Origin of the sequence: Bradyrhizobium cosmicum (assembly GCF_007290395.2) — a bacterium.
Lineage (GTDB): Bacteria > Pseudomonadota > Alphaproteobacteria > Rhizobiales > Xanthobacteraceae > Bradyrhizobium > Bradyrhizobium cosmicum.
This window is the reverse complement of sequence record NZ_CP041656.2, coordinates 4,618,781-4,633,645: the sequence shown is the minus strand read 5'-3', so window position 1 is coordinate 4,633,645 and position 14,865 is coordinate 4,618,781. Positions and strand designations below refer to the sequence as shown.

At 63.9% G+C, this 14,865-nt stretch carries 17 protein-coding genes; 10 read left to right on the top strand and 7 right to left on the bottom strand.

Annotation, left to right across the window (positions count from 1 at the left end; translation table 11 throughout):
- Window positions 1-48: 48 nt before the first annotated feature.
- The gene (locus FNV92_RS22380) at window positions 49-1,224 is read right to left on the bottom strand and encodes a zinc-dependent alcohol dehydrogenase (RefSeq protein WP_143844525.1); all 1,176 of its coding nucleotides are present in this window, start codon (window positions 1,222-1,224) and stop codon (window positions 49-51) included.
- A 267-nt stretch (window positions 1,225-1,491) separates the two neighbouring features.
- Here FNV92_RS22380 and FNV92_RS22375 point away from each other — a divergent pair, with 267 nt between their 5' ends.
- From FNV92_RS22375 to FNV92_RS22355, 5 genes are all read left to right on the top strand, one after another.
- Window positions 1,492-1,938 (top strand): hypothetical protein, encoded by a 447-nt coding sequence (locus tag FNV92_RS22375; protein ID WP_143844526.1) that lies wholly within the window; start codon window positions 1,492-1,494, stop codon window positions 1,936-1,938.
- Between the two features lie 357 nt (window positions 1,939-2,295).
- Window positions 2,296-2,529: a DUF3551 domain-containing protein gene (locus FNV92_RS22370; RefSeq protein ID WP_143844527.1), complete on the top strand. Its 234-nt coding sequence runs from the start codon at window positions 2,296-2,298 to the stop codon at window positions 2,527-2,529.
- Window positions 2,530-2,575: 46 nt separating this feature from the next.
- Window positions 2,576-2,728 carry a hypothetical protein gene (locus FNV92_RS22365; RefSeq protein WP_143844528.1) on the top strand — a complete coding sequence of 51 codons (153 nt, stop codon included), beginning with the start codon at window positions 2,576-2,578 and terminating at the stop codon, window positions 2,726-2,728.
- Between the two features lie 85 nt (window positions 2,729-2,813).
- Window positions 2,814-3,149, top strand: coding sequence for a hypothetical protein (locus tag FNV92_RS22360; RefSeq protein WP_143844529.1), 336 nt, complete (start codon window positions 2,814-2,816; stop codon window positions 3,147-3,149).
- 13 nt (window positions 3,150-3,162) lie between these two features.
- Window positions 3,163-3,783 carry a general stress protein gene (locus tag FNV92_RS22355; protein ID WP_015686955.1) on the top strand — a complete coding sequence of 207 codons (621 nt, stop codon included), beginning with the start codon at window positions 3,163-3,165 and terminating at the stop codon, window positions 3,781-3,783.
- Between the two features lie 43 nt (window positions 3,784-3,826).
- Here the strand turns inward: FNV92_RS22355 and FNV92_RS22350 are convergent, their stop codons facing one another.
- The 3 genes from FNV92_RS22350 to FNV92_RS22340 form a co-directional block, all read right to left on the bottom strand.
- The gene (locus tag FNV92_RS22350; RefSeq protein WP_143844530.1) at window positions 3,827-4,966 is read right to left on the bottom strand and encodes a glucuronate isomerase; all 1,140 of its coding nucleotides are present in this window, start codon (window positions 4,964-4,966) and stop codon (window positions 3,827-3,829) included.
- Window positions 4,967-5,466: 500 nt separating this feature from the next.
- Window positions 5,467-6,696, bottom strand: coding sequence for a carboxylate-amine ligase (locus tag FNV92_RS22345; protein ID WP_143844532.1), 1,230 nt, complete (start codon window positions 6,694-6,696; stop codon window positions 5,467-5,469).
- A 19-nt stretch (window positions 6,697-6,715) separates the two neighbouring features.
- Window positions 6,716-7,543 carry a class II glutamine amidotransferase gene (locus FNV92_RS22340; protein ID WP_143846240.1) on the bottom strand — a complete coding sequence of 276 codons (828 nt, stop codon included), beginning with the start codon at window positions 7,541-7,543 and terminating at the stop codon, window positions 6,716-6,718.
- Window positions 7,544-7,744: 201 nt separating this feature from the next.
- Here FNV92_RS22340 and nhaA point away from each other — a divergent pair, with 201 nt between their 5' ends.
- Complete coding sequence (gene nhaA, locus FNV92_RS22335; RefSeq protein ID WP_143844533.1) at window positions 7,745-8,980, top strand: Na+/H+ antiporter NhaA; 1,236 nt, start codon at window positions 7,745-7,747, stop codon at window positions 8,978-8,980.
- On the opposite strand, the gene FNV92_RS22330 is transcribed toward nhaA, so the two are convergent.
- Window positions 8,977-9,573, bottom strand: coding sequence for a redoxin domain-containing protein (locus FNV92_RS22330; RefSeq protein ID WP_143844534.1), 597 nt, complete (start codon window positions 9,571-9,573; stop codon window positions 8,977-8,979). The two genes, nhaA and FNV92_RS22330, sit on opposite strands and share 4 nt — an antisense overlap.
- A 38-nt stretch (window positions 9,574-9,611) precedes the next feature.
- Window positions 9,612-11,372, bottom strand: coding sequence for an MOSC and FAD-binding oxidoreductase domain-containing protein (locus FNV92_RS22325; protein WP_143844535.1), 1,761 nt, complete (start codon window positions 11,370-11,372; stop codon window positions 9,612-9,614).
- A gap of 404 nt (window positions 11,373-11,776) precedes the next feature.
- Here FNV92_RS22325 and FNV92_RS22320 point away from each other — a divergent pair, with 404 nt between their 5' ends.
- From FNV92_RS22320 to FNV92_RS22305, 4 genes are read left to right on the top strand one after another with little or no spacing between them, the layout of a single operon-like run.
- Entirely contained in the window at window positions 11,777-12,229 is a 453-nt protein-coding gene (locus FNV92_RS22320) for a TerB family tellurite resistance protein (RefSeq protein WP_143844536.1), read from the top strand.
- A gap of 22 nt (window positions 12,230-12,251) precedes the next feature.
- Window positions 12,252-12,602 carry a Rossmann-fold NAD(P)-binding domain-containing protein gene (locus FNV92_RS22315; protein WP_015686946.1) on the top strand — a complete coding sequence of 117 codons (351 nt, stop codon included), beginning with the start codon at window positions 12,252-12,254 and terminating at the stop codon, window positions 12,600-12,602.
- A 6-nt stretch (window positions 12,603-12,608) separates the two neighbouring features.
- Window positions 12,609-13,247, top strand: a complete 639-nt coding sequence (locus tag FNV92_RS22310) for a TerC family protein (RefSeq protein ID WP_143844537.1) — start codon at window positions 12,609-12,611, stop codon at window positions 13,245-13,247.
- 34 nt (window positions 13,248-13,281) lie between these two features.
- The gene (locus tag FNV92_RS22305) at window positions 13,282-13,863 is read left to right on the top strand and encodes a TIGR00645 family protein (protein WP_143844538.1); all 582 of its coding nucleotides are present in this window, start codon (window positions 13,282-13,284) and stop codon (window positions 13,861-13,863) included.
- Between the two features lie 18 nt (window positions 13,864-13,881).
- On the opposite strand, the gene FNV92_RS22300 is transcribed toward FNV92_RS22305, so the two are convergent.
- Complete coding sequence (locus FNV92_RS22300) at window positions 13,882-14,829, bottom strand: helix-turn-helix domain-containing protein (protein ID WP_143844539.1); 948 nt, start codon at window positions 14,827-14,829, stop codon at window positions 13,882-13,884.
- Window positions 14,830-14,865: the final 36 nt, after the last annotated feature.

The following is a 14,865-nucleotide window of genomic DNA, read 5'->3' as shown; positions in this document are numbered from 1 at the left end:
CTTTCGCTGGCTGGAGCCAGCTGTTGGAGAGCGGGTGGCGGCGCCGGGCTAACGCCCCGGTCGCATCACGACCTTGATGACGCCGGCTTCTTTGTCGCGGAACTTCTGGTACATCTCGGGCGCGTCTTCGAGACTGGCCGGATGCGTCACCACGAAGCTGGGATCGATTTCGCCCGCAACGATCTTGGCGAGCAATGGCTTGGTATAAGCCTGGACGTGGGTCTGACCGGTCTTGATGGTCAGTCCCTTGTTCATGGCGGCACCCAGCGGGATCTTGTCGCCCATCCCGACATAGACGCCTGGAATCGAGATGGTGCCCGCCTTGCGGCAGGCCATGATCGCCTGGCGGAGAACGTGAACACGATCCGTTGCCAGGAAGGTCGCGGCCTTGACCTTGTCGATCACCGCGTCCGCCGAGCCATGACCCGAAGCTTCGCAACCGACCGCATCAATGCAGCTGTCCGGACCGCGCTTGTTGGTTCGCCGCATCAGTTCTTCATGGACGTCGGACTTCGAGAAATCGATCGTCTCGGCGCCGCCGGCTTCCGCCATGTCGAGGCGCTCGGCCACTTCGTCGATCGCGATGACGCGTCCGGCTCCCAGCATCAGGGCGGAGCGAATTGCGAACTGGCCGACGGGGCCGCATCCCCAGATCGCGACCGTATCTCCCGGCTCGATCTGCGCGTTGACGGCAGCCATGTAGCCGGTCGGGAAGATGTCGGACAGAAACAGCGCCTGCTCGTCCGTAATGCTGTCGGGAATCTTGATCGGGCCGACGTCGGCCATTGGCACACGCAAATATTCCGCCTGCCCGCCCGAATACCCACCCAGCATATGACTGAAGCCAAAAAGCCCGGCGGGCGATTGACCCATGGCCTTGGCCGCGATCTCCGCATTCGGGTTGGTGCGGTCGCAGCAGGAGAACAATCCCTGCTGGCAGAACCAGCAATTGCCGCAGCTGATCGTGAAGGGAACAACGACACGATCGCCGATCTTCAGATTGGTGACCTCAGATCCCAACTCGATCACCTCGCCCATGTTTTCATGTCCGAGGATATCGCCGCTCTCCATGGTCGGCTGGTAGCCGTCGAAGAGATGCAGATCTGAGCCGCAGATGGCGCAGGCGGTGATTTTGATGATCGCGTCGCGCGGATGCTGGATTTTGGGATCCGGAACCGTGTCGACCCGAACGTCGCCTTTGCCGTGCCAACAGAGTGCACGCATGGTCATATCTCCATTTTTGGGGACGGCATGCGCATTCACAGGTCATGTCGTGCTGAGGCAACAGGAGGAATGGAGAGAGGTTCCTAAATCGAATGAGCGCGACGCTCAGGTCAGGCCGGGTCAATACGGCTGTCAGAAAGGGCTTCTCGACTTCGCACTGGCGGAGGCCATTTGGCGTACCATATCAAGAGTATCGCTGGCAGAGACTGACAGGCGCCGGTGACAGAGAGACGCTGCCGCGCTCCCGCCACAGACTGGAGGCGCGCTTTGAACGTCATCTCCTATCCTCTCCATCTTTGCCGCAAGTTCGAACGCCGCTGGATTGCGAGAGCCGTGCAGGCCGAGAGCCTGCATTCCCCGTCACAGCGGCCGGAAGGCTGCACCGCTTGCGGGAAACTCGTGGCGGCTCCGGCGCACGCGACCTATTTACCGACCGGGACATTGATCAATCAGTGGCGGTGCCCTGTCTGCAAGAACTCCTGGCAGACATCCGCCGAGCCAGCGAACAGCACCGACAGCCAATTGAGCCGGTCGGACCACCTTCGGAACAACGCCGGCCACTGCCTCTCGCTGGAACACGCCACCGCCGACGACGCAACGCGCAAGCAGTTGAGGCGCATGGGTGATGCGTGGCTCTCTCTTGCTGAGACGCAGGATTGGCTCGACGGCGCAACGCCAGCCTTGCAACATCAGTCGCCGAACGCGTTGGATTGACGTCGTCGATATCGCGGTATGTCGGGAGGTTTCGCCACGACGGAGAAGCGCAACCGCGTGCGCCAGGCGGGTTCACTTGCCAAACTTCTCGCAACAAAGTGCATCGACTGCTTGAATGGGCCTCGCGCCTGGAGCCTGGTGCGGAATGAGAGGCCTCCTGAAGTAAGCGCACCGCAACAGGATGGCAGCCTATCAACGCCTGCCTGACCTCCAGCACGCCGGGTTCCGAGCTCTTCTCTTTAAAGGTTTGCGCCTGCCGACGAGGTCCGTCCGCTGGACCGCTCCCAAGCGTATAGGAACGAACCTCCGCGGATCCGATTTGGACGTTAACGCGAATTGGACAAGCAGGAGCCGAACATGCGTAAGATTCTCATCATGTTGGCGTTGACCGCCGGGACGATCACCGTCGCAGGCGCAGTACCCGCCGATGCTCAGGAATATCGCTGGTGTCTTCAGGGGCGGCAGACGGGCTATCCGGGCGACTGCAATTATCAAACGCGGGCGCAATGCATGGCGTCGGCTTCCGGCCGCAATGCAGGATGCGGCATCAACCCTCGTGCGGCGTTCGCTCAACGGCGCCCGCGCTATTAGAGCAAGCGTACGGTCAAGCTGATCCTCGGACTATGAGAGCAATGCCATGGACAAAGACAAAAGCGGACACGTCGTCGAGACCGCTGTCGAAGCACGTCAAGGCGAGCTGGGGCCCAGCGTCCTGATGCTGCTTGGTGTGAGCGTTGCACTCGCGGTTCTCATCCTGGCCGTTACGTGGATGATTTTCTTTAAAACTTAAATGCGCGGGCGATGTCTCCGCGCGCGACTTAGGAACGAAAGCTCCGTTGAGGGCTTGGCTCATTCCTTAGTCACTGGAGACAATCATGAAGCGCCCAACACTTTTCGTTTGCCTATCTTTATTCGCTGCGGCCACGGCTTTCGTAGCTGCCCCCACTTCAGCGCAGAATCAGCCAGCGCAGTCCGGGCCGAACAACAATGCGGTCAACAGTGCAGGTCAGAACAACTCCGACGCGCCTGTCGCGGGTCGCAACAGTTTCACTGAAGGTCAGGCCAAATCCAAGATCGAGGACGCCGGCTACGCCAACGTCACCGCACTGAAGAAGGACGACAAGGGTGTCTGGCGCGGCCAGGCCAGCAAGGGCGGATCAGCCACTGCGGTCAGCGTCGACTTCCAGGGCAACGTCAATTCGGCCAAGTAAGCAAGGAATCAAAATGACCGTTACAATCTCTCGTCTTTACGACAACTACACCAACGCGCAGCAGGCGGTTCAGCGGCTCGAAGCTGCCGGCGTGCCGCATGCGGACATCAGCATCGTCGCCAACAATTCGGACAGCTGGTTCAACACCGACAAGAAGGTGGATCGTGATCGCGACGGTGTCGACGATCGCGCCGAAGGTGCGGGCACGGGTGCCGGCATCGGTGCGGGCGTAGGCGGCACCGCCGGCCTATTGGCCGGACTCGGCCTTCTCGCGATCCCCGGCCTCGGTCCTGTCGTCGCAGCCGGTTGGCTCGCTGCGACTGCCGTCGGCGCGGCTGCAGGCGCTGCAACCGGCGGCGTCGTTGGGGCGCTGACTGAAGCCGGCATTTCCAAGGAGGATGCTGACTCGTACGCCGAGGGCGTTCGTCGCGGAGGCACGCTGGTGTCCGCGCGGGTTGCGGATACCGATCGCGCGCGTCTCGACGCGATCCTGAACGAGTCGTCGGTCGATTTGCGGGACCGCAGCGCCGCCTGGCAGAAGGCCGGGTGGAAGTCGTTCGATCCCGCCAGCAAGCCTTACGGTGCCGACGAGGTTCGCAAGGAGCGGCAGCTTTACGGCGGATCGCTCCGCTAAACGAGAGTTCGACGGCCCGCTTCGGCGGGCCGTTCTTTTTGGGCTAGGCGTACAGATAGCCGACCGGCTTGCCCTCGGTGCGCAGGGGACGAACGTCCCTCTGTGTAATGATCTGGCCGGCGAGGCCGTCGATCTCGTCACGCTGCGTCGGGGTCCAGCTGCGCAGCTCGTTCATCCCCTTGAGCAGGCCCAGCCGAAGTACCTGGGTGTTTTCGCCGAGGCCAATCAGGCTGACCGACTCCTTGCCCGCGGTCACGACATCGCCGGCAGAGAGTTCAAAGCTCTCGCCGGACTTCTTCCTGAACTCGGCCGTGCCGCGAATGACGCGATAGATGACGACCTCGCCCTTGGTAAAGAAACCAGTGTCTGCAGCGATCGACGTGCTCTTCGGCAGCAGCGACTGGCCGCGCGGGTCGGTCGCGATGATGTGGCCGGTGACAAGATGGCCGCTCGGAATCTCGATGCCGATATCGCGCACATAAACCGGCATGGCCGATTTGACCGAGTTGTCGGTGAGCGGCTTGAACAGCGCATCCAGCGCCAGCGGGTCCTGCAGCCAGAAGCCTGCATCGGCCGGGCGATCATGCAGCGGATGATTCCAGGCCACGCGCGGCGTCTCGGCCTCATTGATCTGGTCCGGACCGACGATGGTCGGATTCGGAAAGGTGGTGGGGTCGGTGATGAAGGCTTCGAGGAATTTGCCGGAATAGCCCATCGAGATCGGGTCCGGCACCACGGTCTGCGCCGTCTTCAGGTTCTCCTCCGTCGACAGTCCCGACCAGGTGTAGAACAGCTGGCGGTGCACGATCGCGCTTTGCAGCATCACGGCGCCGGGGCCGACATTGTAGAAGCGCCCGTCGTAGTCGAAGGTGAACGCGCCCGAGGTGACCAGCACGAGTTGAAAGCCGCCCGGCGGCAGATGCAGATGGAAATCGGTGGGGCCGGTGTCGGGCCGGTAGATCGGCAGGTTGGTCGCGACCTCGTGCAGCAGGAAGGTTTCGTTGTTGGCGTGAAAGCCTTCATTGGCGCGGTTGTAGAGTGCCTGGGGCCTGTAGGTCGCCTCATACTTGGCATTCTTGTCGCGGTCGATCGCCACGAAATCCTGATCGTTGAGGCGAAGCGGCGCGCCGCTCGGGCGGGTGAGGCCGGTGAATTTGATATCGGCGGCAGCATGCACGTTCATGGCATTCTCCGATCTGGCCGGTCCTCCGCGCGCGATCTGGCGGGCAGCGGAGACTGAAGGTCTAACGCTGCGTTGCGAATTCTGGGCCAGTTCGGTTCCAGCGATGGGACGGCTCGCGCGCCATGGCGGAGCAAGCAAAATCCGGTGGTTGCACCGCTAGTTAGGTCGACCGATTCGCCGGACGACTGACCCGCTTTGCAGGCGGTACGATCCCCCGGACGTGCCGTCGGTTGTCTAATTTGGCGGCAGGCGTGATGGGGAATGTGCAGCCGAGAACCGTTGGGGCTTACCCGTTGGGCTGTCCGTCCACTTCGCCATGTCCATTGCCTGGGCGTCGATGCTTTCGCACCAGAGGCAGGTGAACTCCGTCGAGCCCTTCCTGGTCAGCATGGGGACCAGGCTGTGGCCACAGCCAGCGCAACAGGTGATGTCGGTCATGCTTTTCTCCACGCCACGGCAACTCCGCAGCGCCCTTATCGGTGTCGAAGCTTGTGCGGACGCTATGTCGGCGCCTGAGCACTGCGTCCGATCGGAGCACTGGTCCCTGACATCGTAGCTGTAGCAATCCATCGTGACACCGATGCGATGTCGTCGCCGTTTTCGCGATAGGCGCGAAGCTGGAACTCGGCCGAGCTGCCGCGTTCCACGATGGTCCGGCAGTGCTCGACCTCCGCGGCGCAGTTCAGCGCGGCCGCGTCCTCGGCGGTGTCGTCGATGATGCGCGTGAGCAGCTCGGAGATCGTGACCGGACCATCCTTGGAAGCAAAGATGCAGTCGGTGCCGTAACGCTGGGCGCGCCATTTGTTCTCGACCGCGATCGCGCGCTCGACCACGGTGACCTCCTTCGACAGATGAGGCCGCAGATAGAGGTGCCGTGTCAGGCAGCGATAGAGCGAGGCGATCGCGACGGCGTCGTCGACGAAGGTGCAGGTGTCCGGCGCGCGAAGCTCGAGCGTCGGATGCTTCATGGACGGGCGCATCGCCCACCAGATGTGGCTCTCGTCGGGGATCACGCCCGAGCGCTGCAACGCGCCGATATAGGCGTCGTAGTCCTGCCGGTTCTCGAACAGTTCGGGCATGCCGGTGCGCGGCAGCTCGCTATAGGCCGCCAGCCGGTAGCCCTTCAGTCCCGTCTTGTGGGAATTCCAGAACGGGGAGGAGGCAGCCAGCGCGATGAACAGCGGCAGAAGCGGCAGCATCGCCCGCATCACCGCCATCCGCTTCTCGGGATCCGGCAGCTGGACGTGCACATGCATGCCGCACATCATGTTGCGGTGGCCGATGCTGCGCAGATCCTCGATCATTTCCTCATAGCGCGGCTTCGGGCTCGGCTGCGACATGCGCCAGACCGCGGTCGGATGGGTGCCGCAGGCCATGATGACGAAGCCGTATTGCGCGGCGACGTTGGCGACCTCGCGGCGCAGGAACCTGAGCTCTTCCCTGGCATCATTGACGTCGACGTGAACGTTGGTGGCGACCTCGAGCTGGGATTGCAGCATCTCGCGCATGGCCTGGCCGCCGGTGGACCAGTTCGCCGATTCGAACAGCGCGTTGGGCGTTTCGATCGCGACCTCGAAGCTGCGGCGATCGGCGAGGAAATATTCCTCCTCGATGCCGAACGAATATTCGGCGGCTTTGCCGCCGCCGCCGGCCGAGCGAATGACGAGGTGCTGCTTGTCATCGGAGGAATCGAGACGCAGCAGTTTCAAAACGTCCGAAGCAAATGTCATTGTCCACCCGGCGATGGTATTACCTGCGGGCGATAATCCTCCTGACGGGGGCGGGTTCCGCGCCGGGCTCACTGGAAATTGCAAGGTCGAACGGAACAATCTTCGCGCTTTCGGACGCGCGCGCGATCAGGGCGTGATTGGGCGGCACTTCGGTCCAGTCCGTTTCCTTGTCGAACGGCTCGGATACGACGACGACCTGGCCGCCGGATTCGCGAAAATACAGCGTGTTCGCGGCATCGTTGACTGCAACGCGGAAGGCGTAGAGGTCGCGACCGTTCGCGACCGCGCTGGTGAAGCGCAGCCGCTCGCGGTGTTCGCCTTCGTTGACGAGACCGGCAAGCGATCGCAGCACGCGGTGCGTCGCGCCGACCGGATCGCTGTCGAGACCGGCACCCATCATGGCGAGGAACACGGCTTCGGAGTCCGTCGAGCCCAGCCGCGACGGATAGTAGGCGTCGGGGATCAGCGCCTCGACCTTCCGCCGCAGGCGATTCCAGCTGCCGATGAAGCCGTTGTGCATGAACATCCACTGGCCGCAGGCGAAGGGATGACAGTTCTGCCGCGTTACCGCCGTGCCGGTGGCGGCGCGCACATGGGCGAAGAACAGGTGCGAACGGAGATGGCGGCAGAGGTAGCGGAGGTTTTCATCCGACCAGGCGGGGCGCGTCTCGCGATAAAGCCCAGGCTCCGGGTGCTCGCCGTACCAGCCGAGACCGAAGCCATCGCCATTCGAGCCCGCTGTCGATTGCAGCGAGCGGATGCTTTGCGCAATCAGCGAATGCTCGGGCTCGGTGACGTAAGGCTCGAACGAGGTCGTCTCGCCCCGGTATGCGATCCAGCGGCACATGGCGTTCCTGTCAAGACGGGTCGTGAGGTGCACCAACGATCCTTACCGCGCCGTAGTTCCCGCCGCATGGGCTAGATGCGTATGCGCGCGGAGCGGGGTTGCCTTACGCCCGGCGCCGTGTAGAACGGGTCCGGGTGCTCGCTGCATGTGGCAGCGACAGGTCAAGCGATGGTCGGGCCGCCACGCAGGATGCGCGTGCCCATGAACGATCAGCTGCCCGGCGGGGACCTGCCCAAAACACCTCTTTTCGTTGAGCGGGCGCTTTCCACACTCCAGCAATTCCTGCATGTCGAGGCCATCAGCGGCATCGTGCTGCTCGTGGCCGCAGCGGCCGCGCTGCTCTGGGCCAACTCACCCTTCGCCCATTCGTATCATGATCTCTGGCACCTGGAGATTCCGCTCCGCCTTGGCGGGTTCGCCTTCGTGAGGCCGCTGCATTTCTGGATCAACGACGCCTTGATGACGATCTTCTTCCTGGTCGTCGGCATGGAAATCCGTCGCGAAATCCACGAGGGCGCACTGAGCCGGTTTGATCAGGCCATTCTGCCGGTGCTCGCGGCTGTCGGCGGTGTCGTCGTTCCCGCGCTGATCTACCTGAGCTTAAACGCCGCTCCCGGGCGCAGCCAAGGCTGGGCGATCCCGACGGCAACCGACATCGCTTTCGCCGTCGGCGTGCTCGCGCTGCTCGGAAAATCGATCCCGTCCAATGTCCGGGTCTTTTTGCTGGCGCTCGCCATCATCGACGACATCATCGCGGTTCTCATCATTGCGGCGTTCTACACCAGCGGACTCGATCTCAACGGCTTCGCCGTCGCAGCGCTCGGCGTCCTGATCGTGCTTGGCTTTCAGTGGATCGGATTTGGTTCGGCGTCCACCTATGTGGTGCCTGGGTTCATCGTCTGGGCGGGCTTCCTCATGGCCGGAGTTCATCCGACGCTGGCCGGTGTCGTGCTTGGCCTGATCACGCCGGTGCGATCGGCCAGCCCGGAGGTCGTGCCGCCCGTCATGCGTGTCGAGGCCGCGCTGCATCCCTGGGTCGCTTACGGAGTCATGCCGCTGTTCGCGCTGGCGAATGCCGGTGTCGGCTTCGCGAGCACGGAGCTCTCCGGCGGCGCACAGTTCGTGACGCTCGGTGTTGCCCTGGCCCTGTGTGCTGGCAAGCCCGTCGGCGTGATCGGTGCAACGTGGCTTGCGGTGCGCACCGGCTGGTGCCGCCTCGCTCCCGGCGTGTCATGGGGCGGCGTTTGCCTGATCGGGCTCCTGGCCGGCATCGGCTTCACCATGTCGATCTTCATCGCGATGCTCGCCTTCACCGACGACAAACTGCTGGATGCCGCGAAGCTCGGCGTGCTGCTCGGCTCGCTGATTTCCGTGACGCTCGGCCTCGGATGGGGCGCGGAATACGCCCAGCGCCGGCGCAACGAGGCCGAGGGCTAATCCCGTTCGCCGAGAGTTTCGACGTAAGCCTTGCCGTAGGGATAAAAGTGCTCCTTGCGGCCCTGGTCCCATAACGTCCTGAGACCGGGGGCCGTGATGTCCCAGTCCGGGCGGCATTTCATGGTGACCGCTCGCAGGTCCTGGCGAAGCTCTTCGACGGTCGGACGCCCGAAGAACCAGTAGCCGTTGTAGACCTTGTGAATGACGAGGCGGGGCTCCAGCACGACGACATGCGGGATCATCGGATTGTGGACGGGATCGGTGTATTCGGCGATGTCGAGATCCTTCTGAATGATCCGCCGGGAATCGGACAGGAAGGGCCAGTGCGCCCCGACGCCGCTGCGATACTCGTTCGTCTGGGTGATATTATCGGTCGTGATCGTCACCATCCGGCAATAGCCGACTTCCATCTCGCGATGGAGCTGCAGCAGTCCTTCGGCCTGCCGTCGGTCCTTTGGACAAAAGCCGCCACGGCCGAGAACGACCACCATGGGGTCGCCTCCTTGCAACTCCGAGAGCTTGCGGTGTTTGCCGGTATGGTCGCTGAGCTCGTAATCCGGGAAAGCCACTCCCGGCACCATATCCGTACGCATCAAGCCCTCCCATATCGGTATTGAATATGCCGATGCTTTCACAGATCGACGACGACGTCGCCTTGGGGGCGCGCACAACAGATCAGGACATTTCCGTCCGCCGCCGGGTCGAGGGGATCCGGCGCATAGCTGACTTTGCCGGCCACGAGCCCGCTCTCACAATTGTGGCACACGCCCGTCCGGCACGACCAGCGCACCGGCACGTCACACGCTTCGGCGAGTTCGAGCAGGCTGGCATAGGCCGGCCCCCAGCAGACATTGAGACCGCTGCGGACGAAACTGACCATCGGACCCGGGCCGGGGGCTCCAGCCGGCAGATGCGCGGCAATCCTGGGCGTAGCTGCAATGCCCGGCGTCAGTGAAGGCTTGGTGCCGAACAGCTCGGTGTAGATGTGATCCGGCGCGACGCCCAAAGCGCCGAGACCCGCCGCAAGATCGGTCATGAATGCAGCCGGTCCGCAGATATAGAAGTCGGCGTCGCGCGGCACGTCGAGGCTTTGGAGCAAGCGAGCATCCAGACGTCCGACAGTGTCGAAATCCGTCCCGGCGCGATCGGCGGGATCTGGCGCGCTGTAGCAGATGTGGCTGCGATGGTGAGCGAGCCCAGCCAGCAGCCTGCGCACCTCCGCGGCGAACGCGTGTTCGTGGCCGTTGCGGGTGCCATGCAGCCACCAGACCTCTCGTGTCGCGCCTTCCGCGGCAAGCGCCTGGAGCATGGCGAGCACCGGCGTCGCGCCGATGCCGGCACTCAGCAAGACGATCGGCCGCGCGTCCTGGCGCAGCGTGAAACTCCCACGTGGCGCGCCGACCTCGACGACGTCGCCAATCCGGAGCTCGTCCGCGATATATCGACTGGCTGCCCCGTGTGCCTCCCGCTTGATGCTGACGCGATAGGACGCGGCATCGGAGCGGCTCGACAGCGAATAGCTGCGTGTCATCGCGGGGGCCACCGACGGTCCGAGCCGTACGACGATGAACTGGCCGGGCAGGGCGGCGGCGACGGGATGTTGGTCCGTGGGATCGAGGATCAGCGACGTCACAGTGCCGCTTTCGGAAATCTTGCGCGAGACGCGGAACGGGCGGAATCCATGCCAGGCCGGAGGTGGGCTTGCAGTCGGGCCCAGACCGGCATTTCCCGCGGCCGTGTTGTCGTCGTGCTGTTGCGCGAGCAGCGCCTCGAACGAATGCCGCCAGCCGCGGCTCAGCGCCGGGATGCGCAGCGCGCGCGCGAGTCGCTCGCGCGGGTGGGGCGGCAGGTAGAGCAGGGCGTTGATCTCGGACACGCTCATGCGCTCGGGGCCATCTGCGACCCGTGTGATCTCGTCACCGGCTTCCACGTCGCCTTCCTCGATCACGCGGAAATAGAAGCCGGGCCGGCCGTGCCTGACGAGCAGCGCGGCCATGTCGGGCTCCTCCATGCGAATGCCGAGCCGGTAGCAGGTGACGCGCGGCTGGGTCACCTCGAAAAGGGCAGAGCCGATCCTGTAGCGGTCTCCGATGCAGACGTCGGTGTCGGCGAGGCCATCGACAGTGAAATTCTCGCCGAACTGTCCAGGAACCAGGTTCGATCGCCCCAGATGCTTTTGCCAGAACAGATAGGACTCGCGCTGATAGACGTAGACGGCGCGCTGCTCGCCGCCATGACCTGCCGTATCGCCTTGGCCGTCACCATCGATGTTGAGCCGGCGCACCCTGCGCGGGCCTTCGACGGGCGTTTTCCAGACGCCCGTATGGACGGTCTTGCCTTGCCACGCGACGTCGCGCGGCAGGCCGACATTCACTGAAAGCAGCCGGGCCATCGGTTCACGCTCCTGTGTGCGCGCCCCGATACAACGAGGCGCCCGAGCCAATCTGCATCCAAACCGGATTGCTGGCTCGTTAGCCGTTGTTAGACGTTGCGAGCGGCGCTGCGACCGGACACGCCACCATGGCTCAACCAGGCGCAACAATATGGAACCCGATGCGGCGGCTGGTCGCAGTGCCGCCGCCTTGATTCCCGCGGACCCATCTTTATGTGTGGAACGAACACGAATCCGGGCCCCTCTGGCGAGGCCGCTGACGATGTCAGCGAACCTCGCGATGTCGGATGACCTGTCCCGCGCGAATGCGATGGATCGGCCGATCGTCGGGCCTTCTCTGTTCCCTCCGACCCAATCGTCCCCATCACAGCTCCGCGCGTCATATCGCAACCTGAGGAGCCCTGATGTCTGACGCCGCCACTTCCAATCCGATCGAGCCCGAGATCACAGAACCCACCCGCCTCAATGAGCAGGCTGCGGTCGCCCTGGTGATTGCCGGCGCGCTCGTCGCGGTCGCCGACCGGCGCGTCTCGCCGGTCGAGCGCGACGAGGTGATCCGTTTCATCCGTGATCGCGGATTGGCGCCGCACATGAGCGACGATCGCCTGTTTGCGATATTCGACGAACTGGCGGAACGACTCGAGGAGCCGGACTTTGCCAATGTGGTGATCGACACGCTGCGGCCCGTCTCGAATCTCCCGCTCTCGTCGCATCTGATGGAGCTGTCGGAGCGCGTTGCGGCTGCGGACGAGGACGTGCATCCCCACGAAGTGCAGGCGATCAAGCTGTTACGCCTGCTGACGCTGGTGTTGCCGCGCGCCAAGCAGGTCACGCCGAGCGCGGTGCGTGCCGAATAACGCACCGCATAATGGAGCGAACATGAGCGCAGCATCGGACGAACGTACGACGGCAACCAAGGACACCAGCCAGATGGCCGGTGGTGACCCGCGCCTCGACAAGCTGGTCGACCGCATGCCGGCGCGCGTGGGCGACACCGTCTCCTACCTGCTCAAGCCGTCCAGCCGCTGGGTGAGGATCCCCTCGGGTGCGCTGCTCGTCGTCGGCGGCGTGCTGTCGTTCCTGCCCCTGCTCGGCGTCTGGATGCTGCCGCTGGGACTTGCACTGCTCGCCGAGGACGTGCCGGCATTGCGCACTTCCCGTTCGAAGGTCTTCGACTGGATCGAGCGGAAGAAGCCGCATTGGCTCGATCCGTCCACACCGGAAAAATGATCAAACATGTTTGAATTCGTTACTGCCGACGCGCTGTCTGCGCTGCTCCAGGTCATCCTGATCGATCTCGTGCTGGCCGGCGACAACGCCGTCGTCATCGGCCTTGCCGCCGCGGGCCTGCCGGCCGAGCAACGCCGCCGCGCCATCGTCGTCGGCATCATTGCCGCCACCGGCTTGCGCATCGTCTTTGCCGGCGTTGCAACCCAGCTTCTGCAGGTGATCGGCCTCCTGCTTGCCGGCGGCGTTCTGCTGCTGTGGGTCTGCTGGAAGATGTGGCGCGAGCTGCGCGAGCAGGCCGCGCAGTCCAGCGAGCTCGCCTTCAGCCATGGCGGCGGCGCGAGCAGCGCGCCGGCGCCACGCAAGACCTTCGGGCAGGCGGCGGCTCAGATTGTCGCAGCCGACATCTCGATGTCGCTCGACAACGTGCTTGCGGTCGCCGGCGCCGCGCGCGAGCATCCCTATATTCTGGCCTTCGGCCTGCTGTTGTCGGTCGGGCTGATGGGCGTGGCCGCCGACCTGCTCGGCCGCGTGCTCCAGAAGCAGCGCTGGATCGCCTATGTCGGTCTTGCCATCATCGTTTACGTCGCCTTCGAAATGATCTATCGGGGCTCGCTCGAGCTCGCGCCCGTGATCGCGAGTCTCTGAGATGACGTTTCCAGCCCCCGCTCCGGAGTGATCGATGACGTCTGAACCCAAAGCACCTTCGGCCACGCCTTTGCCGCCGCCGCCGATCGGCCTGTTTGCCCAGGTCATCTTTGGCTCGCGCTGGCTGCAGGTGCCGCTCTATATCGGCCTCATCGTCGCGCAGGCCGTCTATGTGCTGCTGTTCTTGAAAGAGCTCTGGCACCTGGTCCTGCACTCGTTCGACGCCAGCGAGCAGCAGATCATGCTGGTCGTGCTCGGGCTGATCGACGTCGTCATGATCTCGAACCTTCTGATCATGGTGATCGTCGGCGGCTACGAGACTTTCGTCTCCCGGCTGAACCTGAGCGGTCATCCCGACGAGCCGGAATGGCTCAGTCACGTCAACGCCAGCGTGCTCAAGATCAAGCTGGCGATGGCGATCATCGGCATCTCCTCGATCTCGCTGCTGCGGACCTTCATCGAGGCCGGCAATCTCGGCACGACGCGCAGCAATTTCACCGAGAGCGGCGTGATGTGGCAGGTGCTGATCCACCTGACCTTCATCATCTCGGCGATCGGCATCGCCTGGGTCGATCGTCTCAGCGATAGCGGGCACCGCAAGGCCGGTCACGGCTGACGTGCGATCGGGCCGCGCTCAGAGACGCCGGCCCCGCGCCAGCGTCTCGGACGGCGCTTCGCCGAACGTCATCTTGTAACCCCGCGCGAAGTCGCCGAGGTGCCAGAAGCCGTTGCCGAGCGCTGCGGCCTTGACGCTCAATCCGGCGCCGCCGGTCAACAACTGGATGCGGGTGAACCACAGCCGCTTGAGCCTGAGATAGTGATGCAGGCTTACGCCATGCACAGCATGCGTCGCGGTCTGGAGCGTGCGCACGGACACGCCGAGCGCGCGGGCGAGGTCGTCGCTGTAGAGCGGCTTGCCGCGGATCAGCGCAATGACTTCATCGAGATGAGCAATCAGCCTGCGGTGCTTGTCGAAAGATCCGCGCGGCGCGGAGAGCGCGCCGGCCGGCAGCAGGACGTCGTCAAGGCAGGAGAGCAGCGTCTCCTGGAGCGAGCGGCTGAGCGCGTCGAACTCTCTCGGATTGTCGAGATCCGAGGCCAGGCGGAACATGCTCAGGATCGTGGTACGCAGGCGTGCCATGGCGGCATCGTGCGGGCGGACATAGCTGAGTCCGCTGTCGTAGTCTGCCCAGCCGCGATGGCGCATGTCCGAGTTGTAGCGCATCATCAGATAGGTGTTCGTGCCATGCGCGATGGAATCAATCGGCACCGTGCCGCGGACGACATTCACCATGGAATTGTCGATCTCGTGGCCGTTGGTGATCGAATGAAACGAGAATGGCACGGTGAGGCCGATGCCGCGGTCGGTGCCGACATCGACCTCGAGACGGCGCGGGAAAGCGCGCTGGAGCACGAAGAGACCGTCCTGAAGCGGCAGGATGGCGCGAGACAGCGAGACCTCGCGTGGGCGAAGCGGCGTGCTGACGCCGAGGCCCAGGACGTCATTGGCCCGAAACTCGTCGAAGTCCGAAAAGCGCTCGATGCGAAGGATGCGCGAAGGCGTGAGCTGACTTACCGGCATGGCGGCATACTGGGCGGTGTCAGGAAGGGCATGAGC